The sequence below is a fragment of the Pseudomonas sp. GW822-FHT07A10 genome (assembly GCF_058798795.1).
Genome location: NZ_JBXAKV010000012.1, coordinates 134,164 through 161,137, shown reverse-complemented (window position 1 = coordinate 161,137; position 26,974 = coordinate 134,164). Strand labels below are relative to the sequence as shown.

At 61.7% G+C, this 26,974-nt stretch carries 23 protein-coding genes and 1 pseudogene; 5 read left to right on the top strand and 19 right to left on the bottom strand.

Annotated features, from left to right (window positions below; genetic code table 11):
* Positions 1-191 precede the first annotated feature (191 nt).
* The 3 genes from gltB (at position 192) to hemE (ending at position 7,390) form a co-directional block, all read left to right on the top strand.
* Entirely contained in the window at positions 192-4,637 is a 4,446-nt protein-coding gene (gene gltB, locus AC1RL4_RS20680; protein WP_230175603.1) for a glutamate synthase large subunit, read from the top strand.
* A gap of 33 nt (positions 4,638-4,670) precedes the next feature.
* Positions 4,671-6,089: an FAD-dependent oxidoreductase gene (locus AC1RL4_RS20675; RefSeq protein WP_019581864.1), complete on the top strand. Its 1,419-nt coding sequence runs from the start codon at positions 4,671-4,673 to the stop codon at positions 6,087-6,089.
* 233 nt (positions 6,090-6,322) lie between these two features.
* A complete protein-coding gene (gene hemE / locus AC1RL4_RS20670; RefSeq protein ID WP_018928609.1) occupies positions 6,323-7,390 on the top strand; it encodes a uroporphyrinogen decarboxylase in 1,068 nt (355 codons plus the stop codon).
* Positions 7,391-7,458: 68 nt separating this feature from the next.
* On the opposite strand, the gene AC1RL4_RS20665 is transcribed toward hemE, so the two are convergent.
* On the bottom strand, positions 7,459-8,733 hold the full coding sequence (locus AC1RL4_RS20665) for an MFS transporter (RefSeq protein WP_230175604.1): 1,275 nt from the start codon (positions 8,731-8,733) through the stop codon (positions 7,459-7,461).
* A 118-nt stretch (positions 8,734-8,851) separates the two neighbouring features.
* On the opposite strand from AC1RL4_RS20665, the gene AC1RL4_RS20660 reads away from it, so the two are divergent.
* Together AC1RL4_RS20660 and AC1RL4_RS20655 are read left to right on the top strand one after the other, a co-directional pair.
* Positions 8,852-9,748 carry a LysR family transcriptional regulator gene (locus AC1RL4_RS20660; protein ID WP_019650776.1) on the top strand — a complete coding sequence of 299 codons (897 nt, stop codon included), beginning with the start codon at positions 8,852-8,854 and terminating at the stop codon, positions 9,746-9,748.
* 104 nt (positions 9,749-9,852) lie between these two features.
* Entirely contained in the window at positions 9,853-10,236 is a 384-nt protein-coding gene (locus tag AC1RL4_RS20655; protein ID WP_290371318.1) for a type II toxin-antitoxin system PemK/MazF family toxin, read from the top strand.
* A gap of 342 nt (positions 10,237-10,578) precedes the next feature.
* On the opposite strand, the pseudogene AC1RL4_RS20650 reads toward AC1RL4_RS20655, so the two are convergent.
* From AC1RL4_RS20650 to AC1RL4_RS20565, 18 genes and pseudogenes are all read right to left on the bottom strand, one after another.
* A pseudogene (locus AC1RL4_RS20650) lies at positions 10,579-10,729 on the bottom strand (excinuclease); the annotation flags it as partial.
* Between the two features lie 15 nt (positions 10,730-10,744).
* Positions 10,745-11,971, bottom strand: a complete 1,227-nt coding sequence (locus AC1RL4_RS20645) for a beta-ketoacyl-ACP synthase (protein ID WP_019581869.1) — start codon at positions 11,969-11,971, stop codon at positions 10,745-10,747.
* Positions 11,971-12,699: a 3-oxoacyl-ACP reductase FabG gene (gene fabG, locus AC1RL4_RS20640; RefSeq protein WP_028939623.1), complete on the bottom strand. Its 729-nt coding sequence runs from the start codon at positions 12,697-12,699 to the stop codon at positions 11,971-11,973. Before fabG ends, AC1RL4_RS20645 begins: the two co-directional genes overlap by 1 nt.
* Positions 12,699-13,157 (bottom strand): hotdog family protein, encoded by a 459-nt coding sequence (locus AC1RL4_RS20635; protein WP_018928602.1) that lies wholly within the window; start codon positions 13,155-13,157, stop codon positions 12,699-12,701. The genes fabG and AC1RL4_RS20635 overlap by 1 nt, the downstream gene beginning before the upstream one ends.
* A complete protein-coding gene (locus tag AC1RL4_RS20630; RefSeq protein WP_230175605.1) occupies positions 13,154-14,350 on the bottom strand; it encodes a beta-ketoacyl-[acyl-carrier-protein] synthase family protein in 1,197 nt (398 codons plus the stop codon). The genes AC1RL4_RS20635 and AC1RL4_RS20630 overlap by 4 nt, the downstream gene beginning before the upstream one ends.
* Positions 14,347-14,844: a DUF3261 domain-containing protein gene (locus AC1RL4_RS20625; RefSeq protein WP_019581872.1), complete on the bottom strand. Its 498-nt coding sequence runs from the start codon at positions 14,842-14,844 to the stop codon at positions 14,347-14,349. Before AC1RL4_RS20625 ends, AC1RL4_RS20630 begins: the two co-directional genes overlap by 4 nt.
* Positions 14,844-15,569: a class I SAM-dependent methyltransferase gene (locus tag AC1RL4_RS20620; RefSeq protein ID WP_096481357.1), complete on the bottom strand. Its 726-nt coding sequence runs from the start codon at positions 15,567-15,569 to the stop codon at positions 14,844-14,846. Before AC1RL4_RS20620 ends, AC1RL4_RS20625 begins: the two co-directional genes overlap by 1 nt.
* Positions 15,566-16,813: an NAD(P)/FAD-dependent oxidoreductase gene (locus AC1RL4_RS20615; protein ID WP_019581874.1), complete on the bottom strand. Its 1,248-nt coding sequence runs from the start codon at positions 16,811-16,813 to the stop codon at positions 15,566-15,568. The genes AC1RL4_RS20620 and AC1RL4_RS20615 overlap by 4 nt, the downstream gene beginning before the upstream one ends.
* A complete protein-coding gene (locus AC1RL4_RS20610) occupies positions 16,800-17,957 on the bottom strand; it encodes a sodium:proton antiporter (protein WP_230175610.1) in 1,158 nt (385 codons plus the stop codon). The genes AC1RL4_RS20615 and AC1RL4_RS20610 overlap by 14 nt, the downstream gene beginning before the upstream one ends.
* Positions 17,957-20,296 carry an MMPL family transporter gene (locus AC1RL4_RS20605; RefSeq protein ID WP_230175606.1) on the bottom strand — a complete coding sequence of 780 codons (2,340 nt, stop codon included), beginning with the start codon at positions 20,294-20,296 and terminating at the stop codon, positions 17,957-17,959. Before AC1RL4_RS20605 ends, AC1RL4_RS20610 begins: the two co-directional genes overlap by 1 nt.
* Positions 20,280-20,882 carry an outer membrane lipoprotein carrier protein LolA gene (locus tag AC1RL4_RS20600; RefSeq protein ID WP_019581877.1) on the bottom strand — a complete coding sequence of 201 codons (603 nt, stop codon included), beginning with the start codon at positions 20,880-20,882 and terminating at the stop codon, positions 20,280-20,282. The genes AC1RL4_RS20605 and AC1RL4_RS20600 overlap by 17 nt, the downstream gene beginning before the upstream one ends.
* Positions 20,879-21,304, bottom strand: coding sequence for an acyl-CoA thioesterase (locus AC1RL4_RS20595; RefSeq protein WP_018928594.1), 426 nt, complete (start codon positions 21,302-21,304; stop codon positions 20,879-20,881). Before AC1RL4_RS20595 ends, AC1RL4_RS20600 begins: the two co-directional genes overlap by 4 nt.
* Entirely contained in the window at positions 21,297-22,841 is a 1,545-nt protein-coding gene (locus AC1RL4_RS20590; RefSeq protein WP_019581878.1) for an HAL/PAL/TAL family ammonia-lyase, read from the bottom strand. Before AC1RL4_RS20590 ends, AC1RL4_RS20595 begins: the two co-directional genes overlap by 8 nt.
* Positions 22,822-23,769 (bottom strand): lysophospholipid acyltransferase family protein, encoded by a 948-nt coding sequence (locus AC1RL4_RS20585; protein WP_019581879.1) that lies wholly within the window; start codon positions 23,767-23,769, stop codon positions 22,822-22,824. Before AC1RL4_RS20585 ends, AC1RL4_RS20590 begins: the two co-directional genes overlap by 20 nt.
* Positions 23,766-24,500, bottom strand: a complete 735-nt coding sequence (locus AC1RL4_RS20580) for a glycosyltransferase family 2 protein (RefSeq protein WP_019581880.1) — start codon at positions 24,498-24,500, stop codon at positions 23,766-23,768. The genes AC1RL4_RS20585 and AC1RL4_RS20580 overlap by 4 nt, the downstream gene beginning before the upstream one ends.
* Entirely contained in the window at positions 24,493-26,175 is a 1,683-nt protein-coding gene (locus AC1RL4_RS20575) for an acyl-CoA synthetase family protein (protein ID WP_230175607.1), read from the bottom strand. The genes AC1RL4_RS20580 and AC1RL4_RS20575 overlap by 8 nt, the downstream gene beginning before the upstream one ends.
* Positions 26,172-26,717, bottom strand: a complete 546-nt coding sequence (locus AC1RL4_RS20570; RefSeq protein ID WP_204123931.1) for a COG4648 family protein — start codon at positions 26,715-26,717, stop codon at positions 26,172-26,174. Before AC1RL4_RS20570 ends, AC1RL4_RS20575 begins: the two co-directional genes overlap by 4 nt.
* Positions 26,714-26,968: an acyl carrier protein gene (locus AC1RL4_RS20565; RefSeq protein WP_007936741.1), complete on the bottom strand. Its 255-nt coding sequence runs from the start codon at positions 26,966-26,968 to the stop codon at positions 26,714-26,716. The genes AC1RL4_RS20570 and AC1RL4_RS20565 overlap by 4 nt, the downstream gene beginning before the upstream one ends.
* Positions 26,969-26,974: the final 6 nt, after the last annotated feature.

Genomic DNA, 26,974 nt, shown 5'->3' with positions numbered 1-26,974 from the left:
GCTTTAAACCTTTCACAAATGCGACATAGATTTGCGACATTTCGTCGTCAAATTTGTGAGCCTCTGTGTCGGTGTGTACAATGACCTCCCTTTTGCCCCCGCAAAGCTGGCGTACGTTCGGCGCGGATGGTAACTGGTTGAATTGAAAAGAAATTTGCCTCGATAAGAGGCAGCCTGGTGAGAAAGTGTCTATGAAAGCAGGTCTGTACCAACCAGATGAATTCAAGGATAACTGCGGTTTTGGCCTGATAGCCCATATGCAGGGCGAGCCCAGTCATACCCTTTTGCAAACGGCCATTGAGGCCCTGACCTGCATGACCCACCGCGGTGGGATCAACGCCGACGGCAAGACCGGTGACGGTTGCGGTCTGCTGATTCAAAAGCCGGATGTGTTCCTGCGTGCCATCGCCCAGGAAACCTTCGGCGTCGAACTGCCCAAGCAATATGCCGTGGGCATGATCTTCTTCAACCAGGATCCGGTGAAAGCCGAAGCCGCTCGCGAGAACATGAACCGCGAGATCCTGGCCGAAGGCCTGACCCTGGTCGGCTGGCGCAAAGTGCCGATCGACACCAGCGTCCTCGGCCGCCTGGCCCTTGAGCGCCTGCCACAGATCGAACAAGTGTTCATCGGTGGTGAAGGCCTGAGCGATCAGGACATGGCGATCAAGCTGTTCAGCGCCCGTCGTCGTTCGTCCGTGGCCAACGCCGCGGATGTCGATCACTACATCTGCAGCTTTTCCCACAAGACCATTATTTACAAAGGCCTGATGATGCCGGCGGATTTGACCGCCTTCTATCCAGACCTCAGCGACCAGCGCCTGCAAACTTCGATCTGCGTGTTCCACCAGCGCTTTTCGACCAACACGCTGCCGAAATGGCCGCTGGCGCAGCCGTTCCGCTTCCTTGCCCACAACGGCGAAATCAACACCATCACCGGCAACCGCAACTGGGCGCAGGCCCGTCGCACCAAGTTCACCAATGATCTGATGGATCTGGATGAACTCGGCCCGCTGGTGAACCGTGTCGGTTCCGACTCATCCAGCATGGACAACATGCTCGAGCTGATGGTCACCGGTGGCATCGACCTGTTCCGTGGCGTGCGGATGATCATTCCGCCTGCGTGGCAGAACGTCGAAACCATGGACCCGGATCTGCGTGCGTTCTACGAATACAACTCGATGCACATGGAGCCGTGGGACGGCCCGGCTGGCGTAGTAATGACCGACGGTCGTTACGCGGTGTGCCTGCTCGACCGTAACGGCCTGCGGCCGGCGCGTTGGGTGACCACCAAGAACGGCTTCATCACCCTGGCTTCGGAAATCGGTGTCTGGAACTACCAGCCTGAGGACGTGATCGCCAAGGGGCGTGTCGGCCCGGGCCAGATCTTTGCCGTGGACACCGAAACCGGTCAGATCCTCGACACAGACGCCATCGACAACCGCTTGAAGTCCCGTCATCCGTACAAGCAATGGCTGCGCAAGAATGCCCTGCGCATCCAGGCGACCATGGAAGACAACGACCACGGTTCGGCGTTCTACGACGTCGATCAACTCAAGCAGTACATGAAGATGTACCAGGTTACGTTCGAAGAGCGCGACCAGGTGCTGCGTCCGCTCGGCGAGCAAGGCTACGAAGCCGTCGGCTCTATGGGCGACGATACGCCGATGGCTGTGCTGTCCCAGCGCGTGCGTACGCCGTACGACTATTTCCGTCAGCAGTTCGCGCAGGTCACCAACCCGCCGATCGACCCGCTGCGCGAAGCCATCGTCATGTCGCTGGAAGTCTGCCTCGGTGCCGAGCGCAACATCTTCCAGGAGTCGCCGGAACACGCCTCGCGCGTGATCCTCAGCTCGCCGGTCATTTCTCCGGCCAAGTGGCGCTCGTTGATGAACCTCGATCGCCCAGGTTTCGAGCGTCAGATCATCGACCTCAACTATGACGAGAGCGTCGGCCTCGAAGCCGCGGTGCGTAACGTCGCCGATCAGGCCGAAGAAGCCGTTCGCGCCGGTCGCACCCAGGTCGTACTGAGTGACCGTCACATTGCTCCGGGCAAGCTGCCGATCCACGCTTCGCTGGCGACCGGTGCCGTGCACCACCGCCTGACCGAAAAAGGCCTGCGTTGCGACTCCAACATTCTGGTGGAAACCGCGACCGCTCGTGATCCGCACCACTTCGCGGTGCTGATCGGTTTCGGCGCCTCGGCGGTCTACCCGTTCCTGGCCTATGAAGTGCTGGGCGACCTGATCCGCACCGGTGAAGTGCTGGGCGACCTCTATGAGGTGTTCAAGAACTACCGCAAAGGCATCACCAAGGGCCTGCTCAAGATCCTGTCGAAGATGGGCATCTCGACCATCACGTCGTATCGCGGTGCGCAGCTGTTCGAAGCCATCGGCCTGTCCGAAGAAGTCTGCGAACTGAGCTTCCGTGGCGTGCCAAGCCGCATCAAGGGTGCGCGCTTCGTCGACATCGAAGCCGAGCAGAAAGCCCTGGCGGCCGAAGCCTGGAGCCCGCGCAAGCCGATCCAGCAGGGCGGTCTGTTGAAGTTCGTCCACGGTGGCGAATATCACGCCTACAACCCGGACGTGGTCAACACCTTGCAAGCCGCAGTGCAGCAGGGCGACTACAGCAAGTTCAAGGAATACACGTCACTGGTGGATAACCGCCCGGTGTCGATGATCCGCGACCTGCTCAAGGTCAAGACCCTCGACACGCCGCTGGACATCAGCGAAGTCGAGCCTCTGGAGTCGGTGCTCAAGCGCTTCGACTCCGCTGGTATTTCGCTGGGCGCTCTGTCGCCGGAAGCCCACGAAGCCCTGGCCGAAGCCATGAACCGCCTCGGTGCGCGTTCGAACTCCGGCGAAGGCGGCGAAGACCCGGCGCGCTACGGCACCATCAAGAGCTCGAAAATCAAGCAAGTCGCCACTGGCCGCTTCGGTGTGACCCCGGAATACCTGGTCAACGCCGAAGTGCTGCAGATCAAAGTCGCCCAGGGTGCCAAGCCCGGCGAAGGTGGTCAGTTGCCAGGCGGCAAGGTCAACGGTCTGATCGCCAAGCTGCGTTACGCAGTGCCGGGCGTGACCCTGATTTCGCCTCCACCGCACCACGACATCTATTCGATCGAAGACTTGTCGCAGCTGATTTTCGACCTGAAACAAGTCAACCCGAATGCGCTGGTTTCGGTGAAACTGGTGGCAGAAGCGGGCGTCGGCACCATCGCGGCCGGTGTGGCCAAGGCCTACGCGGACTTGATCACCATCTCCGGCTACGACGGCGGCACCGGTGCATCGCCACTGACCTCGATCAAATACGCGGGCGCACCGTGGGAACTCGGCCTGGCCGAAACCCACCAGACCCTGCGTGGCAACGACCTGCGCGGCAAAGTCCGGGTACAAACCGATGGTGGCCTGAAAACCGGCCTCGACGTGATCAAGGCCGCGATCCTCGGCGCTGAAAGCTTCGGCTTCGGCACCGCGCCAATGATCGCCCTGGGCTGCAAATACCTGCGCATCTGCCACCTGAACAACTGCGCCACCGGCGTCGCGACTCAGAACGAGAAGCTGCGCAAGGATCACTACATCGGGACCGTCGACATGGTGGTGAATTTCTTCACCTACGTCGCCGAAGAAACCCGTGAGTGGCTGGCCAAGCTGGGCGTGCGCTCCCTCGAAGAGCTGATCGGCCGTACCGATCTGCTGGAAGTCCTCGAAGGCCAGACCGCCAAGCAGAACCACCTGGACCTGACTCCGTTGCTCGGCAGCGATCACATCCCGGCAGACAAGCCTCAATTCTGCCAGGTCGACCGCAACCCGCCGTTCGACAAAGGCCTGCTGGCCGAGAAAATGGTCGACATGGCCACCTCGGCGATCAACGACCTGAGCGGTGCCGATTTCGCCCTGGATATCTGCAACTGCGACCGTTCCATCGGCGCGCGGATCTCCGGTGAAATCGCCCGCAAGCACGGCAACCAGGGCATGGCCAACGCGCCGATCACCTTCCGCTTCAAAGGCACGGCGGGTCAGAGCTTCGGCGTGTGGAACGCCGGTGGCCTGAACATGTACCTGGAAGGCGACGCCAACGACTACGTCGGCAAAGGCATGACCGGCGGCAAACTGGTCATCGTTCCGCCGAAAGGCAGCCTCTACAAGACGCAGGACAGTGCCATCATCGGCAACACCTGCCTGTATGGCGCCACTGGCGGCAAGCTGTTCGCCGCCGGCACCGCGGGCGAGCGTTTCGCGGTGCGTAACTCCGGTGCTCACACTGTGGTGGAAGGCACAGGCGATCACTGCTGCGAGTACATGACCGGTGGTTTCGTCTGCGTTCTGGGCAAGACCGGTTACAACTTCGGCTCAGGCATGACCGGCGGTTTCGCCTACGTGCTCGACCAGGACAACACCTTCGTTGACCGGGTCAACCACGAACTGGTGGAAATCCAGCGGATCAGCGGTGAGGCGATGGAAGCCTATCGCAGCCACTTGCAACGCGTGCTGAACGAATACGTCGAGGAAACCGACAGCGAGTGGGGTCGTAACCTCGCTGAAAACCTCGATGACTATCTGCGTCGTTTCTGGCTGGTCAAGCCCAAGGCTGCCAACCTGAAATCGTTGCTTTCCAGCACCCGTGCCAACCCGCAGTGATATGCGCCTGAAGAGTTTGATGAGGTTTTAACAATGGCTGAACGTCTGAATAACGACTTCCAGTTCATCGATGTCGGGCGCAAGGATCCGAAGAAGAAACTGTTGCGTCAACGCAAGAAAGAGTTCGTGGAAATCTACGAGCCGTTCAAACCCCAGCAGTCGGCCGACCAGGCCCACCGCTGCCTGGGTTGCGGTAACCCGTATTGCGAATGGAAGTGCCCGGTGCACAACTTCATTCCCAACTGGCTCAAATTGGTGGCCGAGGGCAACATCCTCCAGGCCGCCGAACTGTCGCACCAGACCAACACCCTGCCGGAAGTCTGCGGTCGGGTGTGTCCACAGGATCGTCTGTGCGAGGGTGCCTGCACCCTCAACGACGGTTTCGGTGCGGTGACCATCGGTTCGGTCGAGAAGTACATCACCGACACCGCGTTCGCCATGGGCTGGCGTCCGGACATGTCCAAGGTCAAGCCGACTGGCAAGCGTGTTGCGGTAATCGGTGCGGGCCCTGCGGGCCTGGGCTGTGCCGACGTACTGGTGCGTGGTGGCGTGACGCCGGTGGTGTTCGACAAGAACCCGGAAATCGGCGGTCTGCTGACCTTCGGCATTCCTGAGTTCAAGCTGGAAAAGACCGTGCTGAGCAATCGCCGCGAAGTCTTCACCGGCATGGGCATCGAGTTCCGCCTGAACACCGAAGTGGGCAAGGACGTGACCATGGAACAACTGCTCGAAGAATTCGATGCGGTCTTCATGGGCATGGGCACCTACACCTACATGAAGGGCGGCTTCGCCGGCGAGGACCTGCCGGGCGTGCACGATGCGCTGGACTTCCTGATCGCCAACGTCAACCGCAACCTGGGCTTTGAAAAGTCGCCGGAAGATTTCGTCGACATGAAAGGCAAGAAGGTGGTGGTGCTGGGCGGCGGCGACACGGCGATGGACTGCAACCGTACCTCGATTCGTCAGGGCGCCAAGGCGGTGACCTGTGCCTATCGTCGTGACGAAGCGAACATGCCGGGCTCGCGCAAAGAGGTGAAGAACGCCAAGGAAGAAGGCGTGAAATTCCTCTACAACCGCCAGCCGATCGCAATCGTCGGTGAAGACCGTGTCGAAGGCGTGAAGGTGGTCGAGACCCGTCTCGGCGAACCGGACGCCCGTGGCCGTCGCAGCCCCGAGCCGATCCCGGGTTCCGAAGAGATCATCCCGGCCGACGCCGTGGTCATCGCGTTTGGTTTCCGTCCAAGCCCGGCGTCGTGGTTCGAGCAGTTCAGCATCCACACCGACAGCCAGGGCCGCGTCGTGGCGCCGGAGCAAGGCCAGTACAAGCATCAGACCAGCAACCCGAAAATCTTCGCCGGTGGCGACATGGTGCGCGGTTCCGACCTGGTGGTGACGGCGATCTTCGAAGGCCGCAATGCCGCCGAAGGAATCCTGGATTACCTGGGCGTCTGATCGACGCCTGACCCTGTGGGAGCCGGCTTGCTGGCGATGAACGATAACGCGGTGTACCTGATACACCGCGTCGTCTGAATCGCCAGCAAGCCGGCTCCTACAGTGTTTTGTGGTGCTGCAAAGTCTGCATTTCACCGCGACAAATTGACCCGATAGACAAAAGGATCGGCTCTTGCCGTGCCTTTTGCGTCGCGCTCTGAGAAAATGCCCGCACTTTTTTTCCGGATGCCGACATGACTGCCCTGAAGAACGACCGTTTCCTTCGCGCCCTGCTCAAGCAACCCGTAGACGTCACCCCTGTGTGGATGATGCGTCAGGCCGGTCGCTACCTGCCTGAATACCGCGCCAGCCGTGCCAAGGCCGGTGACTTCATGAGCCTGTGCATGAACCCGGCGTTCGCGTGCGAAGTCACGATGCAACCGCTCGACCGCTATCCGCAACTGGATGCGGCGATCCTGTTCTCCGATATCCTGACCATCCCCGATGCCATGGGCCAAGGCCTGTACTTCGAGACCGGTGAAGGTCCGCGCTTCAAGAAGGTCGTCAGCACCTTGGCCGACATCGAAGCCTTGCCGATTCCTGATCCACAGAAAGACCTCGGCTACGTCATGGACGCAGTCAGCACCATCCGCCGCGAACTGAACGGCCGTGTGCCGCTGATCGGTTTTTCCGGCAGCCCATGGACCCTGGCCACCTACATGGTTGAAGGCGGTTCGTCGAAAGACTTCCGCAAGACCAAGGCCATGCTCTACGACAACCCGCAAGCCATGCACCTGCTGCTGGACAAGCTTGCGCAGTCGGTCACCTCGTACCTCAATGGCCAGATCCTGGCCGGCGCACAAGCAGTGCAGATCTTCGACACTTGGGGCGGCAATCTCTCGGCGGCGGCGTACCAGGAATTCTCCCTGGCCTACATGCGCAAAATCGTCAGCGGCCTGATCCGCGAACATGAAGGCCGCAAAGTGCCGGTCATCCTGTTCACCAAGAATGGCGGCCTGTGGCTGGAAAGCATCGCCGACGCCGGCGCTGATGCGCTAGGCCTGGACTGGACTTGCGACATCGGTGAGGCCCGCCAGCGCGTCGGCAACAAAGTCGCCCTGCAAGGCAACATGGACCCGACCGTGCTTTACGCCAAGCCAGAAGCCATCCGCGCCGAAGTCGGCCGGATCCTCGCCAGCTACGGCAAGGGCAGCGGCCACGTGTTCAACCTCGGCCATGGCATTACGCCGGAAGTCGATCCGGAGCACGCAGGCGCTTTCTTGCGCGCGGTGCATGAACTGTCGGCGCAGTATCACGAGTGATCGTCGCCCGATAAAAAACGCCCGGTATTTGCCGGGCGTTTTTGTATCAAAATCAAAAGATCGCAGCCTTAAGCTTTCAAATTCTCCAACGGCGGCAACTTCGCCAATTTCAACGCCACCAACAGCGCAATCACCAGCAATCCGCTGATGAACAGCCCGATCCCGTTCCAGCCACCCAGATGCCAGGCCATGCCGCCCGCCGTCCCCGCGATACTCGACCCGGCGTAATAGCTGAACAGGTACAACGACGTCGCCTGCCCCTTGGCCTTGGTCGCGCGACGACCGATCCAGCTACTGGCCACCGAATGCGCGCCGAAGAAGCCGAAGGTGAAGACCAGCATGCCGAAGATCACTACTGGCAGGGGTGTAAACATCGTCAACGCAAGGCCCGCGAGCATCACCACAATGGTTGCCCAGAGCACTTTGCGCCGGCCGAGTTGGTCGGCCAGGGCGCCGATTTTCGCCGAGCTGTAGATGCCCGACAGGTACACCACCGAGAGTAGCCCGACGAAGGCCTGGTCCATGTGATACGGCTCGGCCAGCAGGCGATAGCCGATGTAGTTGAACAGGGTAACGAACGCGCCCATCAGCACGAACGCTTCGACAAACAGCAGCGGCAGGCCGGCGTCGCGAAAGTGCATGGTGAAGCCGTCGAGCAGGCTACGCGGGTGCAGCGAGCGGGCGTGGAAATTGCGCGACTCGGGAAGGATTTTCCAGAACACCGCGGCGGCAATCAGCGCCAGGCCGCCGATGACCAGCATTGCCGTGTGCCAGCTGACGAAGTCGATCAGCACCCCGACAATCAATCGTCCGCACATGCCGCCGATGGCGTTGCCAGCGATGTACAAGCCCATGGCCAGGCCGATGTGCTGCGGGTGAATTTCTTCACTCAGGTAAGTCATTGCCACCGCCGCCAGACCGCTCAGCGACAGCCCAACCAGCGCCCGCATCACCAGCACGCCTTGCCAGCTCGGCATCATCGCGCTGGCCATGGTGCAGAGAGCGGCGGCGAACAGTGCGGCGACCATCACCGGTTTACGCCCGATGCGATCGGAGATGGGGCCGGTGATCAGCAAGCCGATGGCGAGAAGGCCGGTGGCGACCGACAGGATCAGGCTGCTCTGGGCCGCATTGATGGAAAACTCGCGGGACAGCAGCGGCATCATCGGCTGCACGCAGTAGAGCAGGGCAAAGGTCGCGAAGCCGCCGGAGAACAGCGCCAGCACCGTGCGCATAAACATCGGTGTGCCTTTCTCGATGTAGATCTCGTTGCGTTCAGCGACGACATCATTCAGCGCGGCGGGCGGGATTTCATGGGCGAGTGGGGCGACAGCAGTTTTCACTTCGGACCTCGGAGGACGCAGCCGGTCAGGCAATGAAAAAATCATATAGCTGGCTAATGTTTCTATCCAATATATTGTTCGACCTGTTTGATAGGTTTAGCGACCTAATGGAGTTTTCATGGAATTGCGTCACCTGCGCTACTTCATTGCCGTTGCCGAAGAACTGCATTTCGGCCGCGCCGCCCAAGTGCTGGGCATCTCGCAGCCGCCGCTGAGCCAGCAGATTCAGGCGCTGGAGCAGGAAGTGGGGGCGCGTCTGTTCGAACGGACCAATCGTCGGGTCGAGCTGAGTGAGGCCGGTCGGCTGTTTCTGGAAGAGGCGCGGCTGGCGCTGGCGCAGGTCGACAAAGCGGCGGATGTGGCTCGGCGGGCACAACTTGGTGAATTGGGTGAACTGAAGATCGGCTTCACCTCGTCGGCGCCGTTCAACTCGACCATTCCCCAGGCGATTTTCTCATTTCGCCAGCGCTTCCCGGCGGTGCACCTGAACCTGCGGGAAATGAGCAGCACCCAAGTGGCCGATGCGCTGGTGGACGAGTCGATCGAAGTCGGCATCATGCGACCGTTGGGCTTGCCGGACTCCCTCAGCGTGGTGGAGCTGATGCGTGAGCCATTGGTGGCGGTGCTCAGCTCCAAGCATCCGCTGGTGGATGGCAGCGAAGAAGGTCTGTTCCTGTCCGCCCTGGCCCTCGAGCCGTTCGTATTTTTTCCGCGCAGCTATGGCAGCGGTCTGTACGCACAACTGCTCAGCCTGGCGCGAGACGCCGGCTTCAGCCCGCACTTTGCCCAGGAGGCTGGCGAGGCGATGACCATCATCGGGTTGGTGGCGGCGGGTTTGGGGGTATCGGTGTTGCCGGCGTCTTATCAGCGGATGCGCATTGATGGCGTGGTCTATCGGCCATTGCTCGATCCAGAGGCGATTTCGGCGGTGTGGCTGGTGCAGCGCAAGGATCAGAAGTCGCCGATGGCCAAGGCGTTTGTGGAGTTGTTGACGCGTAAGGTTGAAGGGAAGTGAAAGCGAGCAAATCACCGCACTCAGGACACTTCAAGTAATGGATCCGTCTTAGTGATTTAGCCAATTCTTGCGCAGAATTGATTTCTTTAAAACGAGTGCCATGGATGCCACTTCGATACCAGCCCAAGGAAGGCAGCGTGCTGATTTGTGATTTCAGGGGTTACGAAGCTCCTGAAATGATCAAGGTCAGACCCGTTGTTGTCATACGCAAGCACAGAACCAACAGCCTATTAGTGACTGTTGTCCCGTTGAGTACCACTGCGCCGAATTGTGTGCTTCAACATCACCTGGAGCTTCAGAGTCATCTGCAGGGAGCCAGCCCAACCTGCTGGGCAAAATGCGATATGGTTGCGACAGTGAGTCTGTCCAGACTTGACCGGATAAAAAGTCGAGACCGTCATGGAAAGCGTGTGTACCTCATTTCACAACTTGCAACAGATGAGTTTTACGCAATCAAAGCCGCGGTACGTAGCGCTCTTGGTCTGTGATGTCATCAGATATGGCGCAGTTGGGCAAGTCGCCACCCGTTGTCTCCCATTCAGTTTCAAGCAATACTGACCGCGTTCCCGAAAGGGGCTTGTGAGACTCTGAGGATCCTGGGTAACCAGCCATCGCAGAGCCAGGCAGGTACTGGGCGATGACAAGCCGACCTGTTTGTGAAAGGGCGCCGAAAGGCGCCCTTTGTCGTTGTAGCGAGGGAGCTTGCTCCCGCTTGAGTGCGCAGCGCTCACAAAAATCAGCAATGAATTCCAGAGTTTTTGGGGGCTGCTGCGCAGACCGGCGCGAGCAAGCTCGCTCGCCACAGGATTGCGTTCAACTCATCACTGCTTTTACTGAACCTTCGCCAAATCCCCCTTCAGCGCAACCCCGGCCATGATCGCCCCAGCGTGGCACTCATAGGTCTTGGCATCCGCGCTCATTGCTCTTGTAGAAGCTGACGATGTTGGTCACGGCATTGGCGCCGGCATGCTGGTCTCCTTGACCCTGGTATTTCGTTTACGACCAGCGGCGGAAGATCAACGAGGTGTTGACCCCACCAAAAGCGAAGTTGTTGTTCATCACGTACTGGTTGCTCATCTGCCGGAATTCACCGCGCAGGTAATCGAGCTTGCCGCACTGTGGATCGACCTCATCGAGGTTGAAGGTGTGCACGTAAAGGTCGCGGTTCATCATTTCGATGCTGAACCAGGATTCCAGCGCGCCGCAGGCTCCCAGGGTATGGCCGAGGAAGCTCTTCTGCGAGCTGATCGGCATGTGTTCGCCGAACAAACTGTTGGTCGCCAGTGTTTCGGCAATGTCGCCCTGTTCTGTCGCCGTACCGTGACCATTTACATAACCGATGGCGCTTGGGTCGAGCCCGGCGTCTTCCAAAGCCAGCTCCATGGCCCGGCGCATGGTGATCAGCTCGGGGCGGGTGGCATGCTGGCCGTCGGCGTTGCTGCCGAAACCGACGATCTCGGCGTGGATGCGGGCGCCACGCGCCAGGGCGTGTTCGAGTTCTTCGAGTACCAGCATGCCGCCGCCCTCACCGATGACCAGGCCATCGCGGCCGCTGTCGTAAGGGCGCGGGCTGGTTTGCGGGGCATCGTTTTTCAGGCTGGTGGCGTAGAGCGCATCGAACACCATGGCCTCGGTCGGGCACAGCTCTTCGGCACCGCCGGCGAGCATCAGCGGCAGGCGGCCGAACTTGATCGACTCGTAGGCGTAACCGATGCCCTGGCTGCCGCTGGTGCAGGCACTGGAGGTCGGGATCAGTCGGCCGGTGAGGCCGAAGAAGATGCTGATATTCGCTGCCGTGGTGTGCGGCATCATCCGCACGTAGGAGTTGGCGTTCAGGCCTTCGGCCACCGAATTGAGCAACATTTTGCCGAACGCCTTGATCTCGTCGGTGCTGCCGGTGGACGAGCCGCAGGACACGCCCATGCGCCCGTCCTTGATCGACTCGTCACCCAGCAGCCCGGCGTCCGCCAGGGCCTGTTCTGCAGCGCCGACTGCCAGCCGCGATACCCGGCCCATGCTGCGCAACTGCTTGCGCGTCCAGTGGCCGGGCACCTGGAAGTCGTCGATCGGCCCGGCCAGGCGGGTATTGAGTTCGGTAAAGCGATCCCACTCGTGCATGCGACGAATGCCGCTGCGGTTGGCGGCGAAGTTGGCGGCGATGGTGTCCCAGTCGCTGCCCAGTGAGGTGATGCCGGCCATGCCGGTGACGACGACGCGCTTCATCAGCACAGGCCTCCGTTGACGGCCAGAACCTGCCGGGTGATGTACGAGGCTTCCGCCGACATCAGGAAATTCACTGCACTGGCCACCTCTTCCGGGGTGCCCATGCGTTGTGCGGGGATCATTTTCATCAGTTCTTCCACCGGCACGTTTTCATCGAGCATCGCCGTGTCGATCAGGCCGGGTGCGACACAGTTAACCGTGATTTTGCGCTTGCCCAGTTCAATCGCCAACGCCTTGGCCGCGCCGATCAGCCCGGCCTTGGAGGCGCTGTAATTGACCTGCCCGCGATTGCCGATCAGCCCGGACACCGAAGTAATGCAAACAATCCGCCCGGCGGCGCGACGACGGATCATCGGCATCATCACCGGGTGCAGCACGTTGTAGAAACCGTCGAGGTTGGTGCGCATCACCACATCCCAATCCTCCTCGCTCAGGGCCGGAAAAGCACCGTCGCGGGTCAGGCCAGCGTTGAGCACCACGCCGTAATAGGCGCCGTGAGCTTCCACGTCGGCTTCAAGAATGGCTTTGCAGCTGGCGCGGCTGCTGACGTCGAATTGCAGGATGCGCGCGTTGCGGCCCAAGGCTTCCACTTCGGCTTTGACGGCTTCGGCGTCCGCCAAGCCGCTGCGGCAGTGCAGCACGATGTCATGCCCGGCCCGGGCCAGACGCAATGCGATGGCGCGGCCAATACCACGGCTGGAGCCGGTGACCAGTACGGATTCAGTCATCACTCGACTCCTTGGGATTCATGCAGATATTGAGCGGCTTGAGGCGGGCGGAACACGTTCAACCGGGCGGTCGCGTGGATGCCGGGGGCGGTGATGTGGCATTCGAATACGCCCATGCCGTTGTCGTCTTCCAGCGAGCGTATCCCGTGGATGGTCAGTTCGGTGCCGGCGGGGAAGTGTTCCACGTTGCATTCGAATTTGCGGCTGCCAAGCAGGAAGCCCAGTTCCACCGCATTGCCTTTCTGGCGCGCATGGCAGCCGGCATAAGCGGCGACGCTCTGGGCCATCAACTCGATGCCGACCCAGGCCGGCAGGCTGCCGTCGGGGCGATTGAACAGGCCGCCGGGCTTGACGGTGAGTCGGGTATAGATCTGCTCGTCGTCGAACGACAGGATCTGATCGATGAGGATCATGTCGCCGGCATGGGGCAGCAATTCGGCGAGCGGCCAGGTAATCATGAGGCGTCTCCGATAATCAGGCTGACGTTATTGCCACCAAAGGCAAAGGAATTACTCATCAGGTAGCGGGGTGCAATGGACGTCAGGTGGTCGGTCGGGGTCACCCAATGCAATGCCGGCAACTTGGGGTCGGGCTGCCCGTCCCAGACATGGGGCGGCAGGACATGCTCGTGGTTATCCGCGCTCAGGCTCAACCAGCAGAACGCCGCTTCCAGGGCTCCAGCGGCGCCGAGGGTATGGCCGGTCATCGGCTTGGTCGACGAGCAGGGCACGCCTTGTGGAAACAGCGCCGTCACAGCCAGGCTTTCCATGGCGTCATTGTGTTGGGTGGCGGTGCCGTGCAGGTTCAGATAGCTGATCTGTTGGGGTTGCAGGCCTGCGCGGCTCAAGGCTTTGTGCATGGCTTGCCGGGCGCCACGGCCGGTGGGTTCCGGCGCGGAAATATGGTGTGCATCGGAGCTGGCGCCACTGCCGAGCAAAGCAATCGGTTGGCTGCTGCCGGCGGTTTTGCTCATCAGGAACAGCACCGCGGCTTCGCCGATATTGATGCCGTTGCGGTTCGCCGAGAACGGGTTGCAGCGCTGCTCGGACACCGCTTCCAGGGCTGAGAAGCCATTGAGGGTCAGCTTGCACAAACTGTCGACACCACCGCACAACACAGCATCGCACATGCCCAGGTCGAGCAGCCGTTGGGCACTCATCAGCGCGCGGGCGCTGGAGGTGCAGGCGGTGGAGATCACATAGGCCGGGCCGCTCAATTGCAGCCAGTCGGCGAGAAACGTCGCCGGAGCGCCGAGCTCTTGCTGCTGATAGTCATAATCGGCCGGGAAGTGATGTTCACGGATGTAATGGGCCAGGCCGCGGCTGGCCTCGTCGATGCCTGAGGTGCTAGTGCCCAGAATGACGCCGATACGGTCGCGGCCGTAGGTCTGGATCGCCTGCTCGATGTCTTGGCGAATTTGCAGCGCGGCCTCCAGCAGCAATTGATTGTTGCGACTGCTTTGATGAGCCAGCTCAACCGGAATCGGTGCCAGCTCACCACGCACCGCCGCCACGGGCAACGAGCGCTCCGCGACCCAGCCGGCCTCGTTGCGTATGCCCGAGCAATCGCCGGCAAACAGGTTGCGGGCGACTTCCTGCTTGTCGCGGCCGAGGGCGCAGATTACCCCGAGGGCATTCAGGTAAGCGGTCATGGCGTGTTTTCGCCTAACGGGGTGACGCGATAGTGCGGGCCTTGGGATACGTTCAATTCAAAGCTCGGTGGTTGCGAAAGACTTGGTTGTGAATAGCGGATGTTCCAGCGCGCTGACAATGATCGTTGCCCGTCATGCTGCCGGGCAGCGGGATAGTTGCCGTGCAACTCGCCTTCGGGAGTCAATGCAAACAACAGGGCGGCGAACAGCTCCCGGGCTTCCGGATTGGGTGGTAGCAAGCCGTCGGCTTGCCATTGGCCATCGATCAGTTTCTGTCGTGCCACGGGAATCCCCAACGGGTCCATCATCGACCAGCGAATGCCCGGGCCTTCACGCTGGATCACCAGCAGCCAGTCCTGACGTTGCTCGGCCATCTGCCGTTCGATGTGCAATTGCAGCGGCAACGCCAGGTTCGGGGTTCGCTCGGGCAGCGGCGTCTGGCTAGCACAGGCGCTCAGCAGCAGGACACAACCCAGAAGCAGCAAACGGATCATCAGACACTCTCTTCAAGGGGCTTGCGCGCGACCACATTGACCAGGGTTTCTTCCCGTTGGCCAAAGGGTTTTGGCTGACGCAAGCCGAAGCGTTCGAGCAGGCCGAAATCCTTGGCGCGACTCCACCACAAGTAAGGGTAAGACACGTTTTTCGGGCCGAATTCAAAACCCTGCCGACGAATCATCTCCAGGTAGCCGGCGGCGCTCTTTTGCACGTGCATCGGGTGGCGGAACAGCCAGCGAATCACCCACGTATCAATGTAAGCCTCGGTGGACTCGGCGAACAGCAGATAACCGCCCGGCTTGAGCACCCGATAGAACTCGGCCAGGGCCTGATCCTGCTCGACAAGATGATGGAAGGTCTGGTGACAGAACAGCAGATCGACGCTGGCGTCCGGCACGTTGATGCTGGCGCAGTCACTGCCGATCAGCTCTACCTCCATGCCCTGACGGGCCGCTTCTTCGCCGCTCAGGTTCAGGCTGTGAGGGTCGGCATCCAGCCCGATCAGGCGTTTGGGCGCGAAGGTCTGGCGCAGGTACTGGAATGACTTGCCCTGGCCGCAACCGGCATCGAGCAAGACTGGGCTGTCGGGCAATGGCTCGCTGAACAGGCTGCGCAAATCGTTGATCGCCACTCGCAATACATGGTGCTGCCAGGTGTGGCTGCGCAGGAACCAGAAGCCGAAACGGGTTTCTTCGACGTAGTTGTCGCTCCAATAACTCATGTCGCATCCTTTGCGCACAGGTCCGAGATCATCCGCAGTCGACGTTTAGGTTCGCTGACGAACGGGTTGCGTTCATCCCAGGCGTAACCCGCGAGGATCGAGCTGATCATGCGGCGAATATCCTCTGTACCGCCCTGATAAAAAATCACGTCCTGAAAGGTCCCGGCGTACCAGCCTTCGACGTAGCAACGGAAGGTGTCGACGCCGCGCTTGAGCGGTTCGGCGAATTCGGTCTGCCAGTCGACGCTTTCACCTTGCAGTTGGCGGTGCAGCACCCCGGCGGCCATGCTCGCCGAACGCATGGCGATGGTCACGCCGGAGGAGAACACCGGGTCGAGAAATTCTGCGGCATTGCCCAACAAGGCGAAGCCAGGGCCATGCAGGGTTTTGACGTTGGCCGAGTAGCCGCCGATGGTCCGCGCAGGGGTATCCCATACGGAGTTGTTCAGCACCCCGGCCAGGCTTGGCGTTTCGGCGATGAAACCGCGCAGGCAATCGTCCAGATTCTCGGTGCGGCCTGCGAAGTGTTCGGCGGCTGCCACGACGCCCACCGAGCAGCGACCGTTGCTGAACGGGATGGTCCAGAACCAGATGTCGCGCTGGGTCGGATGGGTGGTAATGAGGATTTTTTCCCGTTCGAAAGCCGGGCTGTCGATACAGTCTTCGACGTGGGTGAACACCGCCTGGCGCACCGGAAAGTTCGACGGTGCCTCAAGGTCCAGCAAGCGAGGCAGTACGCGACCGTAGCCGCTGGCATCGAGCACGAAATCGGCCTCGACGCGGTATTGGCTGCCATCTTCGCGAAGCACATCGAGCTGCGGTTTCGCCAAGCTGAAATCAACGCTGACGATGGCTTCGCCGTAACGGACGTCGACTCCCTGCAATTCAGCCTGGTCGGCCAGCAGCTTGTCAAAGTCGGCGCGCTGGACCTGGAAGGTCGTCGGCTTGCCGTTGCTGAACGTCTCGCCGAAATCGAAGGTGCTGTACTGATCGCCCCAGGCGAATGCCGCACCGTTCTTCAACTGGAAACCGGCCGCATTGACCGCGTCGAGCATGCCGGCTTCTTCGACGAAATCCAGGCAGTGGGACAGCAGGCTTTCACCGATGGAAAACCGTGGGAAATGCTGGCGTTCGATCATCAGCACATCATGGCCTTTGCGCTTGAGCAGCGCGGCGGCGATGGCGCCCGAGGGGCCGGCACCGATCACCACCACCTGACGACGTTCCATTTCAACTGTTGGCACGGGTGCTCCTTGCCGGGGCGGCGATGTTCAAAGGGATTCGGTGCATGCCGGCGAGTGCCGGCAGCAGGGTTGCGATCAGGCCCATCAACATCAGCGCGAAATACAGCTCGGGGCTGATGAGTTGTTGTTGCAGCAGCAGGTTGAGAAAAACGATTTCGCTCAAGCCGCGGATATTCAGCAAAAGGCTTTCCCGCCAGCGGCTGGCACCTTCAAACGAGACGCCGGCCCAGCCGAGGCCCAGCCAGTTGCCCAACAGTTTGCTGGCGATCGGCAACAGAAGAAGCGCGGCCAATTGCACCCCACCGAGACTGTCGAGGGCGTTGTGCACGTTGATCTGCACGATGCCGAACGTGAGGATCAACGGGATGGCGATCCAGGTCTGCAAACGACTCATCCACGCCGTCGGCAATGGCAGCACCAACGGCACCTTGAGCGCGGCCATGCACAGTAGGTAACCAATGCCGAAAATCAGCGCATTGAGCTTGAAGTGTTCGGCAACCACCAGCAGTGCAAAGAAGCAGCCGCTGTACAGCAACGGTTGGCGCAAGCCGAGCAGTCGCAGCAACAACGGCAGGCAGGCGCCGGCCAGCGGCAGCAACAGGCTGCTCAGGTGCAGGCTGCCCTGGGCGAACGCGAACAGGGTCCAGCAAGTCAGGTCGATCAATATCGCGGTCTGCACCAGGCGTCGGGTGGCGGCGGGCGGGTAGTTGATGTGTCGCAGGTACAGGTACAACACCGGAATCGCTGTGATGGCGAACAACAGACCGACCGCCAGCGAGCTGATCCACGGCTGTGGCGGCAGTAGCCAGACCGCTGTCGCCAGCCCGCAGGCAAACGGAATGCAGAAACTCGGCAGGGCGATTTTCAGGCTCTGGCGATCCAGTCGCAGGTCGATCACGTCGCTGAGGATGTGCCCCAGCAGCAAGGCAAAGCTCAGGCTGTAGAGGTTCTTCAGCCAACCCGGCGAGATCAGGTCGGCACCACTGAGATGCCAGCCCGGTTCGATCCAGAAATACATCAGCAGCGGCAGGCCGAAGGTTGCCAGCAACAACTGGCTGACGATTGGAATCAGACCGAAACGTCGACCGACATGGGTGGCCACGGCGAACAACACCAGGGCCATGACCCAGAACGCCGCGACCATCACGCTGCTGGCTCCGCAACCGGGGCGGTGTGGACTTGGCGTCCGGCCCACGGCGCCAGGATGAAGCTGTACGCCAGGCCGAGGCTCACCGACAGGCCGAAGTTGCTCACCGCCGGTGTGCTGGACACCGCCAGCAGGCCAAACGATAGCCATGTGGTTGCGGCTGCCAGCATGGTGCCCAACAGGCTCGCGGCGGCGCCACCGATCTGTTCGCGCATGAGGATCGCGTAGTCGACGCTGATGGCTGTCACCAGCAGCAGGCCGAACAGGCTGAACAGCGTCAGCGGCTGCCCGAGCCAGCCGAGGCTTGCCAGGCTGCACAGGGCCGCCAGTAGTGGCAGGGAGACAATTCGCAGTGCGCCACCGAGACCGAATGGCAGGATCAGCACCAGCACGATCAACACGCAGGAGGCGAGTTTCAATTCAGCGGCGCTGATTTGAGTTGCGGCGAACACCTTGTTCAGGTCGCCGAGGCGGTCGACCAGTTGCACACCCGGCAAGTCCAGCGCCTGGACCCGCAACAACGCGGGATTGTTCAAGCCTTGCAGGCTGACCATCGCGGCCACGCCGTTATCGGTCGGCCCCAGCCACAGGGTGCGGTAGGGCTCGGCCAATGGGCCGGCCAGCGCCGCATCGATATCTTCGGTGGGCAGCGCCTGTAGCTTCGCCAACTCGGCTTGCAGCGCGTCAGCAGGCACGCCAAGCTCGAGCAACGGTTGCCAGAACTGCGGCAGCTTGCCCAGTGCATCACGCACTTTGCGTTGTTCGCTCGGCGGGCTGACCAGTTGGTTGAGTGACAGGTAGCCCTGGAGTTTCTCCAGGTTGACCAACTGATCCAGGCGCTCGCTCAGTGCCGTTTGGCGTTCGAGCAACTCCTGCTGATTGGCCGCGCGCACCAGGAAAAACTGGCTGGTGGGTTGATAGCCGGTGATGCGCGCAATGGTCTGGGCTTCGTCCGTCAGTTGCTGCGGTGCGCCGACCCATTGGCGAATGTCGTTTTTTGTTTGCAACTGCAACAGACCGCCAACACAGAAGGCGATCAACAGCGCCAGCAACACCGGCGTGCGTACGTATTTGAGCAGCGATTCACGCAGTGCCAGCAAAGACTCGGCAATGCGCATCGGCCATTGCGCCGGACGCAGTTGCGCGCCCTTGAGCAGCGCCGGCAGCAGGCACACCGCCGACAGATAAGCGCCGAGCAGGCCAGCGGCGGAGAACACGGCAATCTGGGTCAGGGCGGGGAACGGCGTCCAGGCCAGGGCCAGGTAGCCGATGCAACTGGTGATCAGGCTCAGCGTCAGCCCTGGCAGAGTCAGGCGCAACGCCGGCCAACTGTGCCAGGGTTTCAGGCTCCAGCTTTTCGACAGGTAATGCAGTGGGTAATCCACCGCCACGCCGATCAGGCTTGAGCCCAGCACCAGCGTCATCACATGCATCTGACCAAACAGCGCCACGCAGGCCACCGCGCCGAACAGCATGCCCACCAGCACCGGGACGAACGCCAGCACCACCCGCCAACGCCGGAAGGCCAGCAACAGCAGCAACAGAATCCCCACGGTGGCGCCGCCACCGACCCAGGTGATCTCGCGCGCGGCTTGCCGTTGACCGCTGGCGGCATACAGCAGGCCGCTGGCGGCGAGCAGTTGTACATCCGCCTGGGCGGCTTCTTCGCGACTGTGCTGGAGCAGGTCGGCCACTTGCAGCGGCAGGTTCATGTCGAATGCGTTGCCGACGGTTCGCGCCCGCAGCATCACCCAGCTCTTGCCGTCGGCATCGGCGGCCAGCACGCCGCTGCCGATGTCCAACTGCACCGAGCCGCGCTGTGGCTGGCTGTTCTGGATGCGCCCGGTCAGGCCGAGCCAGTCATCCTGGCTCGGCACCAGGCTGAACCCGGTGAAGGGATCGAACAGGGCTTGCACCCGTTGCTGGATAAAGGCGTCGGGGTGCTCGATGAGTTGCTGGCGGTCGGCCGCGGACAGCATCGCCAGTCGGCCTTGCAGCAATTGCGTGCGCAGCGCCGGCAAGTCGGCTTGCAGGTTCCACTGGACCTTTTCGAACACGCCGCTGGCCTGCCACTGCTCACCGATTTTTTGCGCCATGGCGATGGCTTGCTGACGGTTTTTATGGCCGACCAGCACCAGCATTTCCCGGTTCAGCGGTTCTTGCATGCGTTGTTCGGCGCGCAGTTCCAGCGCGTCCGGCGCGGTACCTGGCACCAGTTCCATCAGGTTGGCGGACAGTGGAGCGCCATCGCGCCACTGCCAACCGGCAAGCGCGAGCACCGCCAGCAGCAGGATCAGAAACAGCCGTGGCAGCGTCCGTTCACTCGGCAAAGTCATGTTGCTCCGCATCGCTCAAAGGTTGGGCGCTGGTGCTGTCCTGCATGCGCAACAGGGTTCGGTCACCCTGGGTTTCGAGCAGCTCGATGTTGTGCACCAGTTCGCCGCCGTCAATGTTGATCTGATTGAACACCTGCTTGAGCAGCATCGAACGCGGGGTCAGGGTCAGTTTCCAGTTCTGCGCATCGCCGCTCAGCGACAGCTCGAAATCCCGTTGCAGGCCACTGCTGTCGCCTTGCAGCACGGCGAGGAACAAACGGTTCTGTTCGGCGCCGGCACTCTTGTTCGGCAGCATTTGCCAGCCGCTGGCATCCCGCCGGGCAATGCCCTTGTCGCTGATGCGGTAGTCCTGTTGCAGCGGTGTTTTCAGCAGCCAGAGCAAGCCGTGACTCTTCGCCAGAACGAAGGTGCCCTTGCTGGTCAGCGGCTGGGGCAGGGCACGCAGGTGTTTTTCCTGGATGAAGTTGCCGTGGATCACATCGGGTTTGGCCAGTTGATCGCTCAGTTGCTGCAGATCGAAGGCCTGGGCCAACGATGAAAGCCCGAGCAACGCTAAAGCGCCAAGGCATTTGAAAAGCGAATTCATGGCAGCACCCTTTCAACCGCGTCGGTAAACACCTTGGGCGAAGCCAACTGCATTTCGCGGCTGCTCATGTCGACGGCAACCTGCACTGAAACAGCGCGGGTCAGACGTTCGCCGGTTGCGAGATCGCTGATCAGGTAATTGATCTTCAGTCGGTTCTCCCATTCCACCAGGCTGGCGCGCACATTCAGCTTCTGGCCGAACACGGCGCCGCGCACATAGCGCAACTGCAAGTCGATCACCGGCCATGCGTAACCCGACGCAACCATGGCGTCGTAGTTGTGGCCGATCCTGTCCAGCAGCGCACAGCGGGCGACTTCCAGGTATTTGACGTAATGGCCGTGCCAGACCACGTTCATGGTGTCGACGTCAAAGAACGGGACGAGGATTTCCGTATCGGTGTGAAGCACTCCCTTGCTACGCATGCAGCCTCCAGTGTTGCTCGGCGATGCGTTGCAGGCACAGGCGCAATTCGCCTTCCAGGGCGCGGTCTTCGATGACCGGCGGGAAGTCCTTGGCCAATTCTTCGTGCATCGCGGCCAGGGCCGGTGGCAGTGGGCGCGCGTCTTCAGCCTGGCCACGCAGCCACACGCCTTGATTGGCCGCCAGCAGGGTGGCAGCGGCGACCTGTTCGGTCAGCTCCAGCACGCGGATGGCGTCGCGAGCGGCGATGGTGCCCATGCTGACTTTGTCCTGGTTGTGGCACTCGGTGGAGCGCGAGAAGACGCTGGCCGGCATGGTGTTTTTCAGGGCTTCGGCGGTCCAGGCGCTGGTGCCGATCTGCACGGCCTTGAAGCCGTGGTTGAGCATCGCACGGTCGGCGGTGGCGCCGGACAGGTTGCTCGGCAAGCCATGGTTGTAGCGTTCGTCCACCAGCAGCGCGAGTTGACGGTCGAGCAAGTCGGCGACGTTGGCCACCAGGTTTTTCAGGCTGTCCATGGCGAACGCAATGTGGCCGCCGTAGAAGTGCCCGCCGTGCAGCACGCGTTCGGCTTCGGCGTCGATGATCGGGTTGTCGTTGGCGCTGTTGAGTTCGATCTCGATGAACGAGCGCAGCCAGTTCAGGCTGTCGGCCAGTACACCGAGCACGTGTGGCGCGCAACGCAGGGAGTAACGGTCTTGCAGGCGATGCAGCGGCGCGGTCGGCGCGTCGATCGCCAGATCCTTGCGCAACCACGCGGCGACTTGCATCTGCCCTGGATGGGGTTTGGCGGCGAACAGGCGCTCGTCGAAGTGCTCCGGGTTGCCCTGCAAAGCGACCACGTTCAGCGCGGTGATGCGCGTGGCCAGTTGCAGCAGGTAATCGGCACGGGCGTAAGCCAGGCACGCAAGGCCGGTCATCACGGCGGTGCCGTTCATCAGCGCCAGGGCTTCCTTGGGGCGCAATACCAGCGGTTGCCAACCCAGTTCCTTGTGCACATCAGCCGCTTGCCGGCGTTCGCCGCGGAACATCACTTCGCGCTCGCCGGACAAGGTCGCGGCGACGTAGGACAGCGGCGTCAGATCACCGCTGGCGCCCACGGAACCTTCTTCCGGAATCAGCGGCAGGATGTCGTGTTCGAGGAACGCTTGCAGGCGCTCCAGCAACTCCACGCGCACCCCGGACACGCCCTGGCACAGCGACTGCAAACGTGCCGCCAGCACCGCACGGGTGGCCTGGGCATCAAGCAGTTTGCCCAGGCCGCAGCCGTGGAATGTGTACAGATGACGAGGCAGGGCTTCGACGTGGTGCAGCGGCACCGCCACCACACAGGAATCGCCATAACCAGTGGTCACGCCATAGATCACGCCTTCCTTGTCCAGCAGGGAGTCAAGGAACTGCGGACCCTTGGCAATGCGCTGGCGAAACTCGGGGTCGCCCTGCAACTGCGTCGGCACCTGACGGTTGGCCAGGGCCAGCACGTCTTCGATGCACAAAGGGAGTTCGCCGAAGGTTACCGGCTCAAGCGTTGGCGTCGTCATCGGTCTTCCAGAAAGGGTAAAAGTTGAACCATTGTTGGGGCGCTTCGAGGCAATAGTGACCCAGGCGTTCGGCATAGCGCGAAGCCCACTGATGAATGACCTGTTCGCGCTCGCTACGTTTCCACACCACCGCCTCGGTGAACGGTTCGAGGGTCAGTCGATAGTCGCCCGTGGGTTTCTTCAGGCACAGCAGCAGATTGACCGGGCATTTCAGCAGACCGGCCAATAGCCAAGGGCCCTGAGGGAAGGCTGCCTGATGACCGAGAAAGTCCACCGTCACGCTGCGCCCGCCATGCAGCGGCACACGGTCGCCGGCAATTGCCAGCCACTCGCCGCGCTCCAGGCGTTCATGCAGTTGCAGCATGATCACCGGGTCGAGTTCGCTGACCTGGATCAGCCGCAGATTGGTTGCCCCGGCTTCGCCCAGCAGGCGGTTGAATTGCTCGGCGTGCTTGGTGTGCACCAGCACGTTCATGGTGACTTTCTCGCCGATCTCGGCCAGTGCCCGGCAGACCTCGAGATTGCCCAGGTGCGCGCCCACCAGCATCTGCCCGCGGGTGCCACGCAGTTTGTTGCGCAGCAGCGCCGGGTCGATGATTTCGATCTGTTCGATGCTCAGCTTGCCGTTCCACACGTCGAGTTTGTCGAGCATGGAGTCGGCGAAGGCCATGAACTGGCCGAACACCCGCCAATGAGTCGGACGCAATTCGCTGCGCCCGCTCCAGTCGGCGAGCCGCTGCTGGTATTGCCAGGCGCTTTGGCGGGCGCTGCGTCCGAACAGGAAAAAATACAGCACGATGCCGTAGAGCAGCGGGCTCAGCAGGCGTCGGCCCAAGACCTTTGCGCAGAATGCGGTGAACTTCATCAGCCAGAAACTGCCACGCTCCTGGCGGTCGGCCCAGTGCTGTTTGTCTACATTGCCGTTCATGCCCGCCACCGTTGCCAGAGGATCACCGGTGCTCGCAGCAACATGCCGAAGAACAGCCGGGTATGCATGCTCGTAATCAGTACGTTGTCGTAGAACAGCCGGAAATGCGAAACGCCGTCCAGCGGGTAATGAACTCTGGTTTTCAGCCATTGCATCGGTTGATTGCGCCAGGCCAGGCGCACCAGAATGTCGGAGTCGAAGTCCATGCGCTTGCCGATCCTGGCCGAGTCGATCAGTGCCAGGGTTGGCGGTAATGGATAGACACGGAAGCCGCACATCGAGTCGCGAATCTGCAGTGACAGGGTGTTGATCCAGACCATGACGTGAGTCAGGTAGCGCGCGTACAAACGACCCTTCGGCACGCTGGCGTCGTATTGCGGATAGCCACAGATCACCGCCTCGGGATGGTTGCGTGAGTATTCGATGAAGACTTTGACGTCTTGCAGGTCGTGCTGGCCGTCGGCGTCCACCTGCAAGGCATGGCTGAAGCCCAGGCGCGAAGCCTCCCGCAGGCCGGTCATCACTGCGCCGCCCTTGCCCTGATTGATGGTGAGCCGGATCAGATAAACCCTGTCGCGCTGCGCCAGTTGGTCGAGTACCTTGGCGCAGGCGGGGCTGCTGGCATCGTCCACCAGAATGCAGGGCAGGTCACAGGCAAGCAGCGCATCGACCACGGCAGTGATTGCGGTTTCGTGGTTGTAGACCGGGATTACGGCGCAGGGGTTATGCATCGCTGGCAGCCTCCAGCAAAATCCGCCCGCTGGAGCAGGTGGCGGTTTCGTTGCGATAGGCGAAATACAATTTGCCGCGCACCGGGTCGAAGCGCAGGTGCAACTGGATTTCATCGCCAGGGCGCACCAGTTGCTGGAATTTCAGCACTTCCATGCCGGCGAACTTTGCCGGCAGGTCCATCAATTGTTGGCCCAGGCTCATTGCCCACTCCACTTGCACCACGCCGGGCAATACCGGGGCCCGGGGAAAGTGTCCGCTGAAATACGCCAGGTCCGGCGGGACGGCCAGTTGCAGGCTCCACTCACCATCGGCTTCGACCTGCTCCAGCACTTGCGGCGCCTTTGGGCGGGGCGCCAGCAGCAAGGCTTCAACCTCAGCCTGGGGCAGTTTGCCCTGCGCGTTCAGCGGCAACTGCCGCAACAGGCGCCAGCGTCGTGGCAGGGCCAGCGTTTCACAGTGCTGGCTCAGATGCTGACGCAACGCCTGCGTGAGGCTGCGTCGTCCCTGATTGCGTAACGCGTGCATACCTCGCTCGCTGAGCACCAGCAGCGCCCCCAATGAGGCGCGGTTTTCCTGAACCACTCCCAGGCGCGCTTCGGCGACCCAGGCGTGCGCCATCAGCGCGTGTTCGAGCATTGGTAGCGAGATACGTTTTTCTTCCAGTTTGACGATCCGGTCCAGCCGCCCCAACAGCTCGAAACGGCCGTCGGCGGTGATGCGCGCGGCATCGGCGGTGTGTTCGATATGACCTTCCGGCAGGTATGGCGATGCGATAAGCAGGGCGCCATCGCTGTCCTGGCTCAGCTCCACGCCGGCGAAGGGCTGCCAGAGGTTCTGACCCTGACGCCAGGCGATGCCGCCGGTTTCCGAGCTGCCGAGGATCTCGGTCGGCCATTGTTGCAGGCGTTCGTGCAGGCTCTGCGCCGCTTCGGCGGGCAACGCACCACCGGAGGAGAACACTCGGCGCACTGCACTCAGCGCTGGCCAGTCGAGGTTGTCGCCCATGCGCTTGAGCAGCGCCGGGCTGGCAACCCAGGCGAAGGCCGGGTGTTCGCGGCTGGCGCGTTGCAAGTCTTCGGGGAAAGCCAGTTGCTTGCGCACGAACGAACGCCCGGCACACAGCGGCCACAACACCCGAAACAGCAGCCCGTAGATGTGCTGGGTGGCGACGCTGCCGATGATGCAGGCTTCGCCCAGATCTGCGCCCCACAAGTGCTCCAGCGCTTCGACTTCATTGGCCAGTTGGCGCAGGGTTTTGTCGATGCGCTTGGGTTCGCCACTGGAGCCGGAGGTGCACAGGCTCAGCTGACAACGATCCAGGTCCAGCGGGTGGGCCGGCAGCGGCGGATGCCGATAATCGCTCAGGTGTGCATCGTCGGCCTGATCGGTCAGCCACAGATCGACCTCGGTCGACCAGCGCTGGCGCGTCTGCGCTTGCAGGTCGGCGGGCAGCAGTACGCTGACCCCGGCACGCCAGGCGCCGAGCAGGGCAATGGCCAGGTCGGCGGCGTCTTCAAGGTGCACGGCGATGCGCTGCACACCCTGGGTTTGCAGGCCGGCAGCCAGGCTCAGGGCCCGGTCGCACAATTGCGCGTGATTCAACGCCGGCTCGGCCGTCACGGCACGCTCCGGCTGAGCCTTGAGCAGCAGTTGCTCAAGTTTTATCCAATTCATGGGTGGCCTCGTACCCGTTGTCGTATCAGCCATTCAATGGCAAACATCAGGCCGATCAATCCATAGGAGATCAGGCCGGTGTACAACATCCACCAGCTCAGCGGCGCCCAAAGGGTCAGGGCGGCGGCGCACAAACCGTTGCAGAGAAAAAACACGCTCCAGGCAATGGTCACCTGGCGGGTGTAGCGAATGGCCCTGGGCGGTAATTCAGGTTCTCGCAGGCGGGCCAGGCGTTCGACCATCGGCGGGCCGTATTTCAGGCTAAGACCGAACAGCGCCAGCATGAACGCGCTGATCAGCACCGGGTACCAACGCAGCAGCACCGGGCTGTCGAACGCTGCCAGCAGCAAGCAGAACGCGATGGCGGCCGTGGACATCCACAGGCTGCCGGGGCGCCGTTCGCCGGTCAGTGCTCGCGCCAGCCACAGGCTGCCCAGCAGCAGACCGAACTGCCACGGGGCAAAATGCTCCATGCCGAAATACACCGCAAAGGGGTACAGCAGGCCTGCGAGCAGCAGGCCAAGGCCGATCAGTCGGCTCATGCGGCGGGCTGAACCAGACGGTAGACCGCCTCGACCACGTCGCTGACGGTACGCACCGATTTGAATTCTTCGGCGGCGATTTTCTTGCCGGTCTGGCGTTTGATGTGATCGATCAGGTCGACCGCATCGATGCTGTCGATTTCCAGATCCTGGTACAGGTTGGATTCCAGGCTGATGCGCTCGGGGTCCAGCTCGAAGAGTTCGACCAGAGCATCGCGCAGGGTGTTGAAAATATCGTCACGAGTTTGCATGGTCCG

Excerpts from the sequence above, each read along its gene's own strand:
- gltB (WP_230175603.1), top strand. The coding sequence starts at position 192 with ATGAAAGCAGGTCTGTACCAACCAGATGAATTCAAGGATAACTGCGGT.
- AC1RL4_RS20675 (WP_019581864.1), top strand. The coding sequence starts at position 4,671 with ATGGCTGAACGTCTGAATAACGACTTCCAGTTCATCGATGTCGGGCGC.
- hemE (WP_018928609.1), top strand. The coding sequence starts at position 6,323 with ATGACTGCCCTGAAGAACGACCGTTTCCTTCGCGCCCTGCTCAAGCAA.
- AC1RL4_RS20660 (WP_019650776.1), top strand. The coding sequence starts at position 8,852 with ATGGAATTGCGTCACCTGCGCTACTTCATTGCCGTTGCCGAAGAACTG.
- AC1RL4_RS20655 (WP_290371318.1), top strand. The coding sequence starts at position 9,853 with ATGCCACTTCGATACCAGCCCAAGGAAGGCAGCGTGCTGATTTGTGAT.
- AC1RL4_RS20645 (WP_019581869.1), bottom strand. The coding sequence starts at position 11,971 with ATGAAGCGCGTCGTCGTCACCGGCATGGCCGGCATCACCTCACTGGGC.
- fabG (WP_028939623.1), bottom strand. The coding sequence starts at position 12,699 with ATGACTGAATCCGTACTGGTCACCGGCTCCAGCCGTGGTATTGGCCGC.
- AC1RL4_RS20635 (WP_018928602.1), bottom strand. The coding sequence starts at position 13,157 with ATGATTACCTGGCCGCTCGCCGAATTGCTGCCCCATGCCGGCGACATG.
- AC1RL4_RS20630 (WP_230175605.1), bottom strand. The coding sequence starts at position 14,350 with ATGACCGCTTACCTGAATGCCCTCGGGGTAATCTGCGCCCTCGGCCGC.
- AC1RL4_RS20625 (WP_019581872.1), bottom strand. The coding sequence starts at position 14,844 with ATGATCCGTTTGCTGCTTCTGGGTTGTGTCCTGCTGCTGAGCGCCTGT.
- AC1RL4_RS20620 (WP_096481357.1), bottom strand. The coding sequence starts at position 15,569 with ATGAGTTATTGGAGCGACAACTACGTCGAAGAAACCCGTTTCGGCTTC.
- AC1RL4_RS20610 (WP_230175610.1), bottom strand. The coding sequence starts at position 17,957 with ATGGTCGCGGCGTTCTGGGTCATGGCCCTGGTGTTGTTCGCCGTGGCC.
- AC1RL4_RS20605 (WP_230175606.1), bottom strand. The coding sequence starts at position 20,296 with ATGACTTTGCCGAGTGAACGGACGCTGCCACGGCTGTTTCTGATCCTG.
- AC1RL4_RS20600 (WP_019581877.1), bottom strand. The coding sequence starts at position 20,882 with ATGAATTCGCTTTTCAAATGCCTTGGCGCTTTAGCGTTGCTCGGGCTT.
- AC1RL4_RS20595 (WP_018928594.1), bottom strand. The coding sequence starts at position 21,304 with ATGCGTAGCAAGGGAGTGCTTCACACCGATACGGAAATCCTCGTCCCG.
- AC1RL4_RS20590 (WP_019581878.1), bottom strand. The coding sequence starts at position 22,841 with ATGACGACGCCAACGCTTGAGCCGGTAACCTTCGGCGAACTCCCTTTG.
- AC1RL4_RS20585 (WP_019581879.1), bottom strand. The coding sequence starts at position 23,769 with ATGAACGGCAATGTAGACAAACAGCACTGGGCCGACCGCCAGGAGCGT.
- AC1RL4_RS20580 (WP_019581880.1), bottom strand. The coding sequence starts at position 24,500 with ATGCATAACCCCTGCGCCGTAATCCCGGTCTACAACCACGAAACCGCA.
- AC1RL4_RS20575 (WP_230175607.1), bottom strand. The coding sequence starts at position 26,175 with ATGAATTGGATAAAACTTGAGCAACTGCTGCTCAAGGCTCAGCCGGAG.
- AC1RL4_RS20570 (WP_204123931.1), bottom strand. The coding sequence starts at position 26,717 with ATGAGCCGACTGATCGGCCTTGGCCTGCTGCTCGCAGGCCTGCTGTAC.
- AC1RL4_RS20565 (WP_007936741.1), bottom strand. The coding sequence starts at position 26,968 with ATGCAAACTCGTGACGATATTTTCAACACCCTGCGCGATGCTCTGGTC.